The organism is Leyella stercorea (genome assembly GCF_021531655.1).
The window spans coordinates 1-15,734 of sequence record NZ_JADYUF010000061.1; the positions used below are offsets into that span (position 1 = coordinate 1).

Annotated in this window: 10 protein-coding genes, 2 tRNA genes and 1 pseudogene; 8 read left to right on the forward strand and 5 right to left on the reverse strand. The window is 44.7% G+C overall.

All coding sequences use genetic code 11. The features are described from left to right. The first annotated feature begins 342 nt into the window (after positions 1-342). The 5 genes from I6E49_RS13030 to I6E49_RS13050 all read left to right on the forward strand — a co-directional run bounded on the left by I6E49_RS13030 (position 343) and on the right by I6E49_RS13050 (position 3,910). On the forward strand, positions 343-675 hold the full coding sequence (locus I6E49_RS13030) for a hypothetical protein (protein WP_235402863.1): 333 nt from the start codon (positions 343-345) through the stop codon (positions 673-675). A 257-nt stretch (positions 676-932) separates the two neighbouring features. After that, positions 933-1,943, forward strand: coding sequence for a DUF3300 domain-containing protein (locus tag I6E49_RS13035; protein ID WP_235402864.1), 1,011 nt, complete (start codon positions 933-935; stop codon positions 1,941-1,943). A gap of 70 nt (positions 1,944-2,013) precedes the next feature. Then, entirely contained in the window at positions 2,014-3,654 is a 1,641-nt protein-coding gene (locus tag I6E49_RS13040) for a hemin receptor (RefSeq protein ID WP_235402865.1), read from the forward strand. A 78-nt stretch (positions 3,655-3,732) separates the two neighbouring features. Continuing rightward, positions 3,733-3,808: transfer RNA gene (locus I6E49_RS13045), tRNA-Thr, on the forward strand. Positions 3,809-3,837: 29 nt separating this feature from the next. Beyond that, a tRNA-Gly gene (locus I6E49_RS13050) sits at positions 3,838-3,910 on the forward strand. A 203-nt stretch (positions 3,911-4,113) separates the two neighbouring features. Here I6E49_RS13050 and I6E49_RS13055 read toward each other — a convergent pair. From I6E49_RS13055 to I6E49_RS13070, 4 genes and pseudogenes are all read right to left on the reverse strand, one after another. Continuing rightward, positions 4,114-4,362 (reverse strand): annotated as a pseudogene (locus tag I6E49_RS13055) (cell filamentation protein Fic); the annotation flags it as partial. Positions 4,363-4,546: 184 nt separating this feature from the next. Then, positions 4,547-5,905, reverse strand: coding sequence for an McrC family protein (locus I6E49_RS13060; protein WP_235402866.1), 1,359 nt, complete (start codon positions 5,903-5,905; stop codon positions 4,547-4,549). Between the two features lies 1 nt (position 5,906). Then, positions 5,907-8,114 (reverse strand): McrB family protein, encoded by a 2,208-nt coding sequence (locus I6E49_RS13065; RefSeq protein WP_235402867.1) that lies wholly within the window; start codon positions 8,112-8,114, stop codon positions 5,907-5,909. Positions 8,115-8,465: 351 nt separating this feature from the next. Beyond that, positions 8,466-9,533, reverse strand: a complete 1,068-nt coding sequence (locus tag I6E49_RS13070; protein WP_235402868.1) for a PDDEXK nuclease domain-containing protein — start codon at positions 9,531-9,533, stop codon at positions 8,466-8,468. A gap of 641 nt (positions 9,534-10,174) precedes the next feature. Between I6E49_RS13070 and I6E49_RS13075 the strand changes: the two genes are divergently transcribed. Both I6E49_RS13075 and groL read left to right on the forward strand, forming a co-directional pair. Next, positions 10,175-10,447 carry a co-chaperone GroES gene (locus tag I6E49_RS13075; RefSeq protein WP_235394495.1) on the forward strand — a complete coding sequence of 91 codons (273 nt, stop codon included), beginning with the start codon at positions 10,175-10,177 and terminating at the stop codon, positions 10,445-10,447. 84 nt (positions 10,448-10,531) lie between these two features. Beyond that, positions 10,532-12,163: a chaperonin GroEL gene (gene groL, locus I6E49_RS13080; protein ID WP_235402869.1), complete on the forward strand. Its 1,632-nt coding sequence runs from the start codon at positions 10,532-10,534 to the stop codon at positions 12,161-12,163. A gap of 80 nt (positions 12,164-12,243) precedes the next feature. Here groL and I6E49_RS13085 read toward each other — a convergent pair whose 3' ends face one another. Then, positions 12,244-13,446: a sialidase family protein gene (locus I6E49_RS13085; protein WP_235402871.1), complete on the reverse strand. Its 1,203-nt coding sequence runs from the start codon at positions 13,444-13,446 to the stop codon at positions 12,244-12,246. Between the two features lie 513 nt (positions 13,447-13,959). Here I6E49_RS13085 and recJ point away from each other — a divergent pair. Then, complete coding sequence (gene recJ / locus I6E49_RS13090) at positions 13,960-15,684, forward strand: single-stranded-DNA-specific exonuclease RecJ (protein ID WP_235402873.1); 1,725 nt, start codon at positions 13,960-13,962, stop codon at positions 15,682-15,684. Positions 15,685-15,734: the final 50 nt, after the last annotated feature.

Below are 15,734 nucleotides of genomic sequence, written 5' to 3' on the forward strand. Positions count from 1 at the left end.
GTACTTTTATTGGTTTCATAATTTACTTTTTCTATAAAACGGAAAAATAACCATATTAGTACTGATATATATAAATAATTTAGATCACTTACTTATATAATATATAGCATATACTCTTGACATCGTTTGCGCCAAGTATTATCTTTGCACATGCAATACATTATATATCGATTGAAGAGTAGAAAAAGTACAAGTAGACAAGCATTTTGGAGCTTGTTTACGTTCAATTGGGAAAAATAGTAGAATATTATGTTAAAACCGAAAAAGATTTCCTTGCTTTTTGTAAGTTTAATGGATTTTTTCATAACGTTGCGCGCATTAATAAATATTAATTAGAGAATTATGAATAAATTTTTACGCTTTGTCTTTATGGCACTTCTTGCCATGACGTTTAGTTCGTTGTTTGCAACGAACGTAACTATCAAAACCAATAGTACTTCAACTACTTGGACTACTGAAACGGATAAGTATTCAGGAGTGATTGGGAACTTCAAGATTACTTGTTCAAAGGGAACTGCAACAAGTTTGGGTAATGCAGCGTCTTCGGACTATATCCAAATAAAGAAAAACAATGTCCTTACCATTGAAGAAACTTCTGGATTGGCCATTACTAAGGTTGTGCGTCATGTTACGCAAGGTGCAACTAAAATCGTTAAACCACAATTAACATTTTGAAAGCGGAATAATGAATACGTTATCATAACCCGATGAATACGTTATCGTTGGCAGATGAAAACGTATTCGTATTTTCGTGTCATTAAAAAAACTAAAAATTAGGGTAAAACCTATATCGTTTTAGGGTTTTCCCCCTCCAACCTAAAAAAAGAAGCATTAATTTTGCAGTATCTAAATTAGAATTGCTTTACAGCCATGCAATAATTTGCTGGTTTTGGCATTCTAATTATAGATAAGATACTTAAATGTAAGAGATTATGGATACACGTTTTTTATTGCTTTCGCTTATCCTTGGAGCCATGCCGCTCTGTATGGATGCTCAGGATGATGTCTATTTCACTCCCAAGAAGAGGGCGAAAACAGACATCACGTATAATAATGAAAAAAAGGAAGTCGCTCGTCTTACCTACTATTGTGGCAGCAATCGTGACATTGACGAGTATAATCGTCGTGGCAAACTGAAGAGCTACTATCAGAAGATTGGTACCGACTCGTTGGGCAACGACATCATAGAGTTTCGTGAGGGAGACGGAACGTATGGCAAGGCCGACCTGGATTCTACCATAACAATATATCCCGGTTCGGAACGCTACTATGACGACGATATGGACAGCGACTTTATGTGGTCGCGTCGTATGAGCCGTTTTGACGGATTCTACGATCCGTGGTTCTACGGCAGCTATTGGGGACGTCCCTATTGGCGTTCATATTATGGATGGTACGATCCTTGGTACGACCCATGGTATGGTCCTTATTACTCTGGATGGTATGGTCCCTACTACTCTGGTTGGTATGGTGGCTGGTACAATCCTTGGCACTATGGCTACTATGGATGGTCATCGCCCTATTGGGGGTGGGGCGGATGGTATCGCCCAGGTGTACGTTATATAGCAGGTGGTCCAACTGGTACACGCAACCACTCGGCAGGCGGTTCGATTTCAAATGGCAGACGTTATGGCGTGTCTAATCGCAACAGCTACGGTCGCGACTACGACATGAACAATAGCAATCGTCGTGGCAGTTTTGGCAGTCGTCGTTCTAACAATGGTACACGTAACGACCGCAATACATACAACAACTATCAGCAGCAGACACAGCGTCCGATGTTTGAGAATCAAGGCAACTTCGGTAGCAATCGCGGAACATTCGGTGGCGGTTCAAGCTTTGGCACCAATAGAGGCTCGTTTGGTGGAGGTTCGTTCGGCGGTGGCTCACGAGGCGGTGGTTCTATGGGCGGAAGCCGTGGCGGATTTGGCAGTCGTAGATAATAGAGCCTGTAAGTTATCGGATGGCTATATGTAAATATATATAATGTAATATTTATTGATTCGTAAGAATATGAAAAAGATACTTTCTATAATGACTGCAGCGATGCTTGGCACCGCTGTCAGCGCACAGGAGACATACGACAATGCCCAGCTTGCTACGAAAGACCTTAACGGTACTGCACGATATGTAGGTATGGGTGGAGCTATGGAGGCGCTTGGTGCAGATCTATCAACTATCGGCACCAACCCTGCCGGCATCGGTATGTTCCGTCGCGGTATGGTGGCTGGCTCGTTCGGCTTCAATACTCTGTCGGATGCCAAGTCGTTTGGCAATGCCAACAAGACAAACATGAGTTTTGATCAGGCTGGCTTTGTCTATTCAATGCGTTCGGGCAGACATTCGATGCTCAACTTCGGCTTCAACTACACCAAGAGCAAGAACTTCGATCAGATACTCACAGCAGCCGGCCGTCTTAACAATGCCTCGCAGAACAAGCTGTCGGCAATGAAGAATGCCAATGGTGTGTACGATCTGCAAAAAAACAAAAACAATGTGTTGGTGAGCAACTCGGGTGCTTATAGCCAGCTTGACTATTTGTATAGCAATGCTTTATTATTTCGTGAAAATGCAGATAATCCGAATGACCCGAACAACGCAACGCTTACCGATAAGGGCGTAATAGTCAATCAGACTACCGGACTTCCCGTCTACTACAACGCTACCGGTTACGACTTCGGACGCTCTACTACAGGATACATAGGTCAGTATGACTTCAACGTCAGCGGTAACTCAAACGACCGCTTCTACTGGGGATTCACAGTAGGAATATACGACGTTCACTACAACAGCTCATCATTGTATTCAGAGAATCTTGTTGACGGCGACAAGGCCATCGGTGACGTAGCAATGAACGATGAGCGCAAGATTACAGGTACTGGTTTTGACGTTAAGGCGGGCTTGATATTCCGTCCGGCAGAAGAGTCGCCGTTCCGTATCGGATTGTATGTTCACACGCCAACATGGTACGACCTCACCACTCGCAACTATACAGTACTCGACAATAATACCGATAAGACCTATGGTTCGAGCGACTACGGCAAGTCGAGCGAGTCGTACGACTTCAAGTTCTACACTCCTTGGCGTTTCGGTGTGAGCCTCGGCCATACCGTAGGCAACTATCTTGCACTCGGTGCCACATACGAATATGCTGACTATACCACCAACGACATTCGTGTCAACGATGGGGGAGAGGTTGACTATTGGGGCAACTACTATGAGACAAGTTCGCGCGATGAGGCTATGAAGCAGAACATCAAGAACTCGCTCAAGGGAGTACACACCGTCAAGGTAGGTATGGAGTTCAAGCCCGAGAAGAACTTTGCCGTTCGTCTTGGCTACAACTATCAGTCGGCAATGTACAACAAGGACGGATATAAGGATGGAAGTCTGGAGTCGTATGGCACATACTACGCTTCGACAACCGACTATACCAACTGGAAGGACACCCATCGTTTCACGGCAGGTGTAGGCTATAACTACGGCAAATTCTCGTTCGACCTTGCCTATCAGTACAGCCAGACCAATGGCGACTTCTATCCATTCATGAGTTATGTTGACAATTCAGAGCCTAAGTTTGACAATGTATGCGACGCCGTAAAGGTAAGCAACAAGCGCAATCAACTTCTGTTCACAGTAGGCTATAAGTTCTAATCACATTTAACGGTGCAAAAGTTTGGCGTAATAAAAAAAAAGCCTTACCTTTGCACCGCATTCAGAAAATGTGAGCAAGCCGATATGGCTCAGTTGGTAGAGCAACGCATTCGTAATGCGTGGGTCCCCGGTTCGAGTCCGGGTATCGGCTCCACACTTTCTTGATAAATCAATCAAACTGTTGCGGTAATAGCTCAGTTGGTAGAGCACTAGCTTCCCAAGCTGGGGGTCGCGGGTTCGAACCCCGTTTACCGCTCGTGCAATAATCAATGAAATCTTTCGTTCTAAATAGCAGGGCGGTTGTCGTAAGGCAATCGCCTTTTTTTGAGTCTAAATGTGTCAAAGAGAATTTGTCCCTGTATCACACGATATTTCTCAAACTCCGACTCTGCAAAGCTCTTGGTAAATTCTGCAGAAACCTTTCCTGCATCATGTAATATGCTAACAAATGCTCAAAATCTTACCATCTGCGGCAGTTGCCGAGTATTTCTCGGTAACTGAATCTTCCGCAAGTTCTCCGCTCTTGAATATGTTTTTCAGATGCAATCCAATATTGTCTGTCGAGCAGTCAAAAAGCTCAGCCATCGCCTTTTGGGTAGTCCACACCGTTTCATCTTTATATAGCACATGAATGCCTTGTTCCTTACCTTCTGCCACGAAAGTCAGGAACTCCGCCGTACTGTTTCGTATTTCAAATTTCTTTGCCATAACTATTATGTCACAATGTTATTATTGTCCTTAACATTTTCTTCAACCATCTATAGTTTTTACCGATAACTTGTTTTTGTAAGATTCAGACAAAGTATAGTTGATTACAATGGGCTGAACTTTCGCAAGTGGTTTAAGTACGGGCTGAAGACCCAAAAGCTCCTATCCCAGGGTATAATAGTTGTCAGCAAGACACCCTAATGGCAAAAGCTTTGTATATTAGGAGTTTTAAAGCTTTTGCCCTTACAGGCGTATTGGATAATTTCAAACGCACTGGTCGATATTTTTCTCGTTTATCTGCTAATAGTTGGAACTGAGATGCTGATTTTGTAAAACCTCGAGATTTTTTTAGATGCCACGTGCAAAGATCTCTCAGCTTATTGCTTTTGAACGGATTGTCAGAATCTCCATCTTCCTTAGGATATATAATGATGCACGGAACAGATGGAGTCGGTGAGTCTTCGTCAATGTCTTCATATCCTAACTTTCTCAAAATTGTTAGATCACGACTATAGCCACTCAGTTGCCTAATGACGTATTTGTCAAGCGTCCCTTTCTCATATTTGGGGATATATTTGGTATCCAGTATAGCATTGAAATGTTTCGACTTGTATAAAAAGTCTGGCAGTCCAGTTACTCCCCGATACTGGTAACTGATTTTCTCTCGATAAGCTTCATATAACAAACCATACACATAATGTTCGTACAGTAAAGACATATCGAGCACAAACGGTGTGACCCTATTTTCCGTGGCTTCCACATTTGAGAGACTATAGTCAAAATGCTTTAATATGATCTTGGCCAATCGCATGGCTTCCGCATATTCCCGATAGAGTTTATTGGAGCGTATCTGCCCAATGGAATTGATGTTGATGTCATCGCTCACATAATCAAATTTCGATAGTGCTTTCGTGACCATCTGGTTGACTTTTGAATATACTACATTATTGCGATTTATCTTGGCGACAAATCTCTGAGAGAAGACAAGGGCTTTCTTTAGCAGCCTGTTCTCTGGAGTATCTACTGAGTAGTCAGCATATTCGCAATAAATACGGTCGTATCGTTTTACGGCGATATTGATGCGTTCGTTTTTGAGCATCTTGGTATGCCCCTTCACCTTCTTAAGGTTCTCTTGGCGCTGAACATATCCTTTTCTTAACGACTTGATTCTGTTTACCACTCCTATGAAATGAAACACGATAAGTGGACTAACAACACTGCTCAATGCAGGGGCTACAATGGCAGGCTTCTCCTGATCAATGGAATAGATTTTGGAAAACGAATCCACCGCAAGGTCAGAGCAGAAGCATGTCATAAACATGCGCAGGAAATCGATTTTCTCCATTCCCCGTTTTGCCGTAACCACCAATGCTTCTTGCTTGTCAATCCATTCTGCTCCAATTTTGAATGAGGCATAGTACCCCCATGCACTATTATCCATAGGCTTATCCCATTGAATGAGTTGAAGGTTATCGTACCTTTCGCTTTTTTCAACGGGTAAGTCATTCTTGCATAGTTGTTCGTGTTCTTGGAGTTGTATCATTCTATTCGTCTTCTTCGTCTATATTATCTTCGTCCTCATCGTCTACTATCTGCACGGGTTGGAGGGACGCCCAGGCATCGAACGCCTTTTCTTTCTCTTGGTCGTTTACGGTCAAGATGCCGTCATTGATATATTCAGCGATGAGGGGTATTATTTCAAATTCCACCTTGCATTGTAGTTCTTCTTTAGAGGATACCATAAAGTAGCTGTGACCCACCATCAGGTCGTCAATGCACAAGTCGCCACACAGATGTTTTGGATTTGTGATGAAGGCTTTGATATTGTTAAACAAGTCGATGGCTATTGCTTTCAAGTCATCGTTGCCCAATTTCTCATAATGTTTGACTATCACATTCGGGTCAGACTTTAACGTCACAAATGCAAAGCGGCGACGGATGGCATAGTCAAGTGTCCCCGTACTTCGGTCTGTTGTGTTCATTGTGCCTATGATGTACAGGTTGCTTGGCACGCCAAACAATGTTTTGGAGTATGGTAATGTCACTTTTATGGGGTGATTACCTTTGTCTCGTTTGTCCGCTTCAAGCAATGTAATCAGTTCTCCGAATATCTTGGAAACATTTCCTCTGTTTATCTCATCAATGATGAGTACCACTGATTTGTCTGTCTTGGCATGATATTCATTCTTGACCGCTTCAATGAATGCCTGAGCATATTGCTGCCAATTGTTCTCACATCCTTTTCCCAAGGTTTGAGCCTTGATTTTCTCGATGTTCAGTGGAGAAGGAGAGTAACTTTCCTCACGTTGACTTGTAGAGTTTGTACTTCTACTGCTGACGGTCTTGTTCCCTTCGTTCCACCATACATACAACGACGATTTCCCGGTTACCGTAGGTATTTCCCGACGGTTCTCAAATCCCTTTATCTTTTGCAGGTAATCATCAATGCACTCTATAATATCCTTGCTGTCATCGGTCACCACTGCGTTGCATGCTCGTTTGAAAATGCCGTCTTCGGGCTCGTAGGTTACGCCAAGACTTTCGCCATTCTCATTCGACTGAACGCGAGGTTTCAAACCTTCGACGAAATCCTCATAGTCAAGAGACTGATGGAATGTCGTGAAGAATATGCGGTCGTCCTGCAACTCCTCATATTTCTTCATTACTTCATCGTGATTGTCAAGGTCTACTCCGTCTATACCAAGCACACTGAGCGCAATGGCTGCCGTATTATAGGTCTTGCCAGTGCCTGGCGCACCTTGAAGGATTATGTTGTGCTTGGATTTCAGCAACTTTGCAGTATTATTAATGAACATATATTTCTTATAGTATTGTTTTTCCAATTCTTTTATTTTGTCTTGTGCAAACTTAGCGTCAACTTCGAATATTGACTGTTGAGTATTGCCTGCTAAAAGAGCAGATTGGCATCCGGAATTATATACGGTTGAGTCGTTGTCATAACAATGCCATTGGTCTACAGATACTCGCTGCCCCCAATTTTCTTCTCCATCTCTTAAGTCTTCATAGAAAGCTGGAGCATCTTCAAAACATACAATGCCATCATTATAATCATATTGTCTTAGGGACACTATGTTCTGCAGATTTGAGATTTGACGGGTTTGAAATGGACATCTTACCACAATCCCATATGCATATATTATATTGTCAAAAGTAAGCAATAGCACATCACCGACTCTTATTTCCTTTACTAAATTCAGCAACTGGGTGACTATGTGATTTCTTTGAATGTCGTATCGCTGTTGCATAAGCCACAGGTTGTTCTCCAATGAATAATCCCAGTGGTTGTCGTCTGAGAGACGGGCAATCCAATATCTACGAACTTTAACAGCGGAACAAGACAGGATATCGTCTACCGTTGTATCTTTGCTTATCCAATATTTCTTTGCCCCCACAACAATACCGTATTCAGACATGGCTTTTTGTAACAAGGCATCAAGTTTGACATCCTGTACTTTCTGATAGAAATTCTTTATCTTGTTGTCAGTCTTGGTGCCATGGCCAGGGTTGGCTTTATGCTTTTCCATCGTGTTGTCAACATATCCGACAAAACGGCTTGGAGCAAAGTATATTTGAGAATCTACAACTTCTATGACATAGTTTTTCTCTTGGGACATCCTTTGGATAGCCCAGTCTTTATGCTCGCTGTCCACCTTGCCATCGAGGTAAGAGTAAAGCGTTTTGATGTTTTGGACTATATCTTCGCGCGTTTCTATGAAATCGTTCCTATCCATAAGCGTTTATTGTTTTACAAATTTCGCAACACTATAATTAAATGTTTTTTATAAATAGAGGGTGCGTCATGGACTTATGACACACCATCCCATACCATAATATAAAGACTATGGTATAGTATTACTTGACTGGCTCGCCTGTGCTTAAACTCACAAAATACGAATTCACACTCTTACCACTCAACTTCGCCACATCCCGAATGGATCAGCTGATAATCTTCCTCTCCGATAGGCTTTCCCATATCTTCAAGTGCGAGTTCCATCTAAACTCTATTCAACCTTCTTTGGCAATTTACTTGAAGTCTTTTCTATTGACATTCAGTGATTGGCATAATTTCTCTTTCGGCACGATCAACCATAATAATCTTGTAAGCCATGAGAACTGTGCTGTTCCATAAAGAAACGTTTTTGTTGTTCAATTTCATTGCGCAGTTCTTCCTCTGTTGGCATATAAGTCATATACTTGGCTGCAAACAGCTGATTGTTGTCGTGAAGAACTGAATAACGTGCTATCGTATTGTCGGTATCAGTGCAGAGCAACACTCCAATAGTAGGAGCGTCATCAGAACCTTTGATAAGGTCGTCATACATTCGTACATACATATCAAGCTGACCAATATCTTGGTGTGTGAGTTTATGTGTCTTTAGTTCAAAGATGACAAAACGCTTCATGCGATAGTTATAGAATACCAAATCGATATAAAAATCGTCTGTATCAGTAACTATGTGCTGTTGACGCTCAACAAAGGCAAAACCTCGTCCAAGTTCCATGATGAACTTTTCAAGGTTGTCAATCAATGCTTTTTCAAAATCGCTTTCGTTATAATCTGCATCACGATGAAATCCCATAAACTCTGCCATCATTGGATTTTTGATGTATTCCAATGGGTCTGTTGAGTTTTCCATATCTATCGGCAATGCTGAATTCTCACGTTGCGCGGCTAATCTACGCTCATAGTACTGTGTGGATATGTTACGGTCAAGCGCACGAAAACTCCACATGTCTTTATCTGCCGTTTTCAAATACCAAAGCCTGGCATTGGGGTCTGAAACAGAAAGTATGCGGCGTATATGCGACCAACTAAGATTGTGAACACACGTGTTCACAATCTGTATGTCAGGGAAAAGGAGATAGAAACGCTTGTAGTAGTCTAAATTGCGTTTATTATAGCTCGCACCATATCGAGGTGTGATTTTCAGAGCGAGGTTCTTGATGACTTCTGCTCCATATTCTGCACGCTCTTTACCCTGCTGTTCCTCTTTCACAATACGGCGACCGATATTCCAGTATGTGATTACAGCAGACTTTCCTGCCGCAACGTAGGCTTCCTTTCTGCCTGTTTCAATGATATTGCAAACATCATTTACAAGTGAAGCCATATCATTGTTCTGTGAGTTTTTCTGTACTTTATAGTCCATATTGTTTGTTCCTCTAATTGTTTTCTTTCTCCTCACTAAACGCCTTAATCTCGTCAGCAAGGACTTTCTGTAATTTCTCTTTCGGTACTATCAGCTGATAAATAGCATATTATGCGACCACGGCAAAAGTGCGACGGTCCGTCGCACTTTTTCATCATGCCCAGCGTAACGCTTAAAAGATGGTCAATTTGAATGCAAAGATAATTATAATACATCACAATTACGCATAAACGCAGTGGGATTTACGTTTGTTTTGCAACTTGATGAAATTATCACGTTCCAATTGCGCACAGGTCGAAAGCGTGGCTATCATTATCGGGGCAAAGAGGGATGGATGTCCTTCTTCGTCATATAATGTAAGTTGTTCAATATACTTGTGCAAGTATTATTAATATACTTTGCAAGGTATTATTAATATACTTTGTGAGGTATTATATAATGCTTTTTCTGGTATGTCAAATATGTCACATACTACTGCCATTTATGTCATTTGTGCCCCTTTTGCTTAAAAAAGGACTCCTATTATATAAGTGTAAACAAGTTTTTGGCACGTTTTTGGCTATATGCTAACCGAACACAGGCGGCAAACGTCGCGAGGTTCGCAACATAAATGAATATAAACAATTAAAATCATAAGAATTATGAACATTAAACCATTAGCAGACAGAGTGCTTGTACTTCCTGCACAGGCAGAAGAGAAAGTTGGCGGAATCATCATTCCTGATACAGCAAAAGAGAAACCGCAGCACGGTACTATCGTTGCCGCTGGCAATGGCACTAAGGATGAGGAAATGATTCTTAAAGAAGGTGACGAGATTCTTTACGGCAAATATTCAGGCACAGAGCTTGAGGTCGAGGGTACAAAATACCTCATCATGCGTCAGAGCGACGTTCTTGCCGTAGTTCAGAAGTAATTCAAAACTCAAAATTCTTAATTCGAAATTCGCGTAAGCGAATAATCCAACATTCAACATTTAACATTCAACATTTGAATAATCATGGCTAAAGAAATTAAATACAATATAGACGCACGCGACCTGTTGAAGAACGGTGTCGACAAATTGGCTAATGCTGTTAAGGTTACACTCGGCCCTAAAGGTCGCAATGTAGTTATCGAGAAGAAGTTCGGTGCTCCGCAGATTACTAAGGACGGTGTTACCGTAGCTAAGGAAGTAGAGCTTGAGGACAAGTTTGAGAACACAGGTGCCCAGCTCGTTAAGAGCGTAGCAAGCAAGACTGGCGACGATGCAGGCGACGGTACAACAACCGCTACCATCCTTACACAGGCCATCGTAACAGAAGGCTTGAAGAACGTTACAGCAGGTGCCAATCCTATGGACTTGAAGCGTGGTATCGACAAGGCTGTTGCAGCCGTAGTAGACCACATCAAGGAGACTGCCGAGATTGTAGGCGACAACTACGACAAGATTGAGCAGGTAGCTACCGTTTCTGCCAACAACGATCCTGAGATTGGCAAGCTCCTGGCTGACGCTATGCGCAAGGTGTCTAAGGATGGTGTTATCACTATCGAGGAGAGCAAGAGCCGCGACACCAGCATCGGTGTTACAGAGGGTATGCAGTTCGACCGTGGCTACTTGAGTGGTTACTTCGTTACAGATGCTGACAAGATGGAGTGCGTTATGGACAACCCGTACATCCTTATCTACGACAAGAAGATAAGCAACCTCAAGGATCTTCTGCCTATCCTGCAGCCAGCTGCTGAAAGCGGACGCCCGATGCTTATCATCGCTGAGGATGTTGACTCAGAGGCTTTGACCACATTGGTAGTAAACCGTCTGCGTGGTGGCTTGAAGATTTGTGCTGTTAAGGCCCCTGGCTTCGGCGACCGTCGTAAGGCTATGCTCGAAGATATCGCTACATTGACTGGTGGTGTTGTCATCAGCGAGGAGAAGGGTCTGAGTCTCGACAAGGCTACACTCGACCTCTGCGGTACTTGCGAGAAGGCTACTGTAAGCAAGGACAACACTACTATCGTAGGTGGTGCCGGTCAGAAGGAACTTATCGCCGACCGTGTTGCACAGATCAAGAACGAGATTGCCAACACCAAGAGCTCATACGACAAGGAGAAGCTTCAGGAGCGTCTTGCAAAGCTCGCAGGTGGCGTAGCCGTTCTGTACGTTGGTGCCAACAGCGAGGTTGAGATGAAGGAGAAGAAGGACCGCGTTGACGACGCTCTCTGTGCTACACGTGCAGCCATGGAGGAAGGCGTTGTTGTAGGTGGCGGTACAACTTACATCCGTGCTCAGAAGACTCTTGAGGATCTGAAGGGTGACAATGCCGACGAGCAGACTGGTATCAACATCGTACGTCGTGCTATTGAGGAGCCGCTTCGTCAGATTGTTAAGAACGCAGGTGGCGAAGGTGCCGTTGTTGTTCAGAAGGTTCGCGAGGGCGAAGGCGACTTCGGCTACAATGCACGCAAGGATGTTTACGAGGATTTGCGTGAGGCTGGAGTTATCGATCCGGCTAAGGTAGAGCGCGTAGCTCTTGAGAATGCTGCCTCTATCGCAGGTATGTTCCTCACCACTGAGTGCCTCATTTGCGACAAGCCTGAGGAAAAGGCTCCCGCAATGCCTATGGGCCAGGGTGGCATGGGCGGCATGATGTAATTCGCAATAACGACATTATATCTCAATAGAATAACCAAACAAAAAAAGGTTGCAGACCATTATGGTTTGCAACCTTTTTTTTATTTCTTAACTTTACCAGCAACGTATTCGCCGTTAGTGATTTTGTCGAGAGGCAGCGAGCAGAACACCATGTCGTAGCCACCTTTCTGATGGGTCTCCTCATAGAAGAAGGCGATGTTGCCGTCGTTCATCTGTTCCATAGTAGAGTAGGCTGAATCGGTGTTGCTCAGACGGAAAGTCTTCCATCCTCTAGTCAGCAGTTCGGGCGAGGCATAGTCGGCTGTCGAAGCCAGCTCCTTATAGTATATGCCCACATAGTTGCGCTTGGCATCCATCGGAACCGAGTAGAGCAGCACGTTGGTCTTCTTGCCGTCGGCCTTGCGTACAGCGTTCACGATGAGGATTTCGCCGTTGCACATAGCCGACTTGTACATCGGGTCGAGATTGGCAGCAGTCTGCCATTGTCCTTCGGCACGCTTTGCGTTGCTATACTTGAATATGTTGAATATACGTCCGGCACCGCGCTGCGAGCGGCTGCACAGCAGTACGTCACCATTGGGCAACTCCTCAATCTTAGCCTCGTCGCCGAATTTGGCAGGACGAGCATCGGCGCCACCCAGCGGAGTCCAGTTGTGTCCGAAGTCGTCAGAGTAGAGCACTACGTTGCCCACGTTGGTACACAGAGCCGAGTATATGCGGTTGTACTTGCCAGCCTTTATCTTGGCGCTCTGGCAGATGCGTCCCGACGAGAAGAACAGCTTATGTACGGCACCGTTCATGAGCTTGTATATCTGGTCGGTGATTTCCTCGCCCTTCCAGTTGAATCCGTCCTTGCTGTAGTAGCGTCCCACACGGTTGGGATTCTTCAGAGTCGACTGCCAGTACCACACATTGCCCGATGCACACATCATAAGCATCTCGCCCGTCTTGCGGTCGGTCACCACAGCGGCATCGCCATGAGCCACATCAAACGGGATGTTGTCGCCGCCGCCCTTGACTACGGTCTGCTCCTTGCTCCAGGTGCGTCCGTTGTCGGTACTGCGTTTAGCCACTACGTCAATCACGCCTCCGCCTACATCGGTGCGGCATGGACGGAAGTCGGTGAATGCGAAGATGCTGCCGTCCTTGGCTTTAGTCAGTGCAGGAATGCGGTAGCAGGTAGACACTGTGTCGCTCTTGAACAGTACGGTCTGAGCAGAAGCGTCGGTTGCGGACAATGCTGCCGCAACGATGGCAGACATCACACAAAGTTTTCTTTTCATAGTTCTGAGGTATTGTTTTTGATTTAGATTTATTTCGTTGTTCTCTTTGTATTTGCGTGATAACGCATTGTAGCTTTTTGAAAAGGACTCCTTTAGCCCTTCAAAAGGACCCCTTTTGCCCTTTAAAAGGACTCCTTTTGCACTCTAAAAGGACCCCTTTTGCAATGCAAAACGAGTACATTTGCCAACCGATAGCATTATATACTGAAAACAGCAGCGTTTTGTATCCTTTTTCATCAGGCTTTCTCTGCCTTTTCATCAGAATGTTTATGTCAATCGGTTTAATTTGTTGACAAAAGTAATTAAAATATTTTACATAACGTATATAGTTAAGTAAATTTTATATTTAAATATGATTTGTAATGAATAAAAGTCAAGCGTTATATATAAGTTAAAAACGATGTCGTGGTAGAGATTTACGTAATAATTTTGTAACTTTACACGCGTTTTTGCCTAAAAGAACGAAGCAATCTACACCCCTGCCAATGACAGAAAATAAAAATACTATATATAATGTTATTCAAATGGAATTACAAGCCACCTACGAAAGAGGAGAAACAGGCGGCTGACGAACTGGGGGCGAAGCTGAACATCAGCCCGATACTTGCCCAATTGCTCATGCTAAGGGGCATCACAACAGAGTCAGCTGCCAAGCGATTCTTCCATCCGCAGCTGGCAGACCTTATCAATCCGTTCCTCATGAAGGATATGGACTTGGCAGTCGACCGCCTTAACGACGCTATGGGGCGCAAGGAGCGCATCCTGGTGTATGGCGATTACGACGTAGACGGATGCACGGCTGTAGCGCTGGTGTATAAGTTTATACAGCAGTTCTACTCCAACATCGAGTATTACATCCCCGACCGTTACGACGAGGGATACGGTGTGAGCAAGAAGGGCATGGACTATGCCAAGGAGGCGGGTGTAAAGCTCATCATAATCCTCGACTGCGGCATCAAGGCCATTGACGAAATAGCCTATGCCAAGAGTCTCGGCATCGACTTCATCATATGCGACCATCACATGCCCGACGATGAATTGCCGCCTGCCGTTGCCATTCTTAATCCCAAACGTGCTGACGACACTTATCCGTTCAAGCACCTTTGCGGATGTGGGGTAGGCTTCAAGTTTATGCAGGCATTCGCAAAGAACAACGGCATTCCTTTCGCCCGACTCATTCCGTTGCTCGACCTATGTGCGGTGAGCATTGCTGCCGACATAGTTCCGGTGACCGAAGAGAACCGTATACTTGCCTTCCACGGCCTTAAGACGCTCAATCAGAACCCGAGCATCGGCCTAAAGGCAATCATAGACATCTGCGGCCTGGGCGGACGCGACATCTCGATGAGCGATATTGTGTTCAAGATAGGTCCTCGCATCAATGCCTCAGGACGTATGGAGAGTGGCCGCGAGAGTGTGGATCTGCTCGTCGATAAGGACTTTTCGCACGCGCTTGAGAAGGCTAAGCACATCGACAGCTACAACGACAAGCGCAAGGACATCGACAAGCAGATGACCGAGGATGCCAATCACATCGTGTCGAGACTCGAGAGCCAGCGCCACCAGTCGTCGATAGTGCTCTACGACGAGCACTGGAAGAAGGGTGTGATAGGCATTGTGGCTTCGCGACTCACCGAAATCTATTTCCGTCCGACTGTGGTGCTCACACGCGACGGCGACTTTGCTACGGGTTCGGCACGCAGCGTTACGGGTTTTGACATCTACTCTGCCATAAAGAGTTGCCGCGACTTGCTCGTCAATTTTGGCGGACATACCTATGCGGCCGGACTGACGCTTCGTTGGGACGACATTCAGGAGTTCCGCCGCCGCTTCCAGAAATATGTCGACGAGCATATTCAGCCCGAACAGACCGAGGCGATGCTCAATATTGATGCCGAAATCGACTTCCGCGACATCACAAAGAAGCTGCACAGCGACCTCAAGCGTTTTGCTCCCTTCGGACCGTGCAACACCAAACCGATATTCAGTACTGTAGGCGTGTACGACTATGGTACAAGTAAGGTGGTGGGACGCGAGCAGGAACATATCAAACTCGAATTGGTCGACTCCAAATCGAGCAACGTTGTCAACGGCATAGCTTTCGGACAGAGTGCATCGGCACGCTACATCAAGTCGAAACGCAGCTTTGACATAGCTTATACTATTGAGGACAATGTGTTCAAGCGCAATATGGTGCAGCTGCAGATAGAGGATATAAGGCCAACGGAAGAGGAATAAGCCCGACCACACAAAGGCCACAAACCCCACAAAGCCCTACCGCCGACTCC

Excerpts from the sequence above, each read along its gene's own strand:
- I6E49_RS13030 (WP_235402863.1), top strand. The coding sequence starts at position 343 with ATGAATAAATTTTTACGCTTTGTCTTTATGGCACTTCTTGCCATGACG.
- I6E49_RS13035 (WP_235402864.1), top strand. The coding sequence starts at position 933 with ATGGATACACGTTTTTTATTGCTTTCGCTTATCCTTGGAGCCATGCCG.
- I6E49_RS13040 (WP_235402865.1), top strand. The coding sequence starts at position 2,014 with ATGAAAAAGATACTTTCTATAATGACTGCAGCGATGCTTGGCACCGCT.
- I6E49_RS13060 (WP_235402866.1), bottom strand. The coding sequence starts at position 5,905 with ATGATACAACTCCAAGAACACGAACAACTATGCAAGAATGACTTACCC.
- I6E49_RS13065 (WP_235402867.1), bottom strand. The coding sequence starts at position 8,114 with ATGGATAGGAACGATTTCATAGAAACGCGCGAAGATATAGTCCAAAAC.
- I6E49_RS13070 (WP_235402868.1), bottom strand. The coding sequence starts at position 9,533 with ATGGACTATAAAGTACAGAAAAACTCACAGAACAATGATATGGCTTCA.
- I6E49_RS13075 (WP_235394495.1), top strand. The coding sequence starts at position 10,175 with ATGAACATTAAACCATTAGCAGACAGAGTGCTTGTACTTCCTGCACAG.
- groL (WP_235402869.1), top strand. The coding sequence starts at position 10,532 with ATGGCTAAAGAAATTAAATACAATATAGACGCACGCGACCTGTTGAAG.
- I6E49_RS13085 (WP_235402871.1), bottom strand. The coding sequence starts at position 13,446 with ATGAAAAGAAAACTTTGTGTGATGTCTGCCATCGTTGCGGCAGCATTG.
- recJ (WP_235402873.1), top strand. The coding sequence starts at position 13,960 with ATGTTATTCAAATGGAATTACAAGCCACCTACGAAAGAGGAGAAACAG.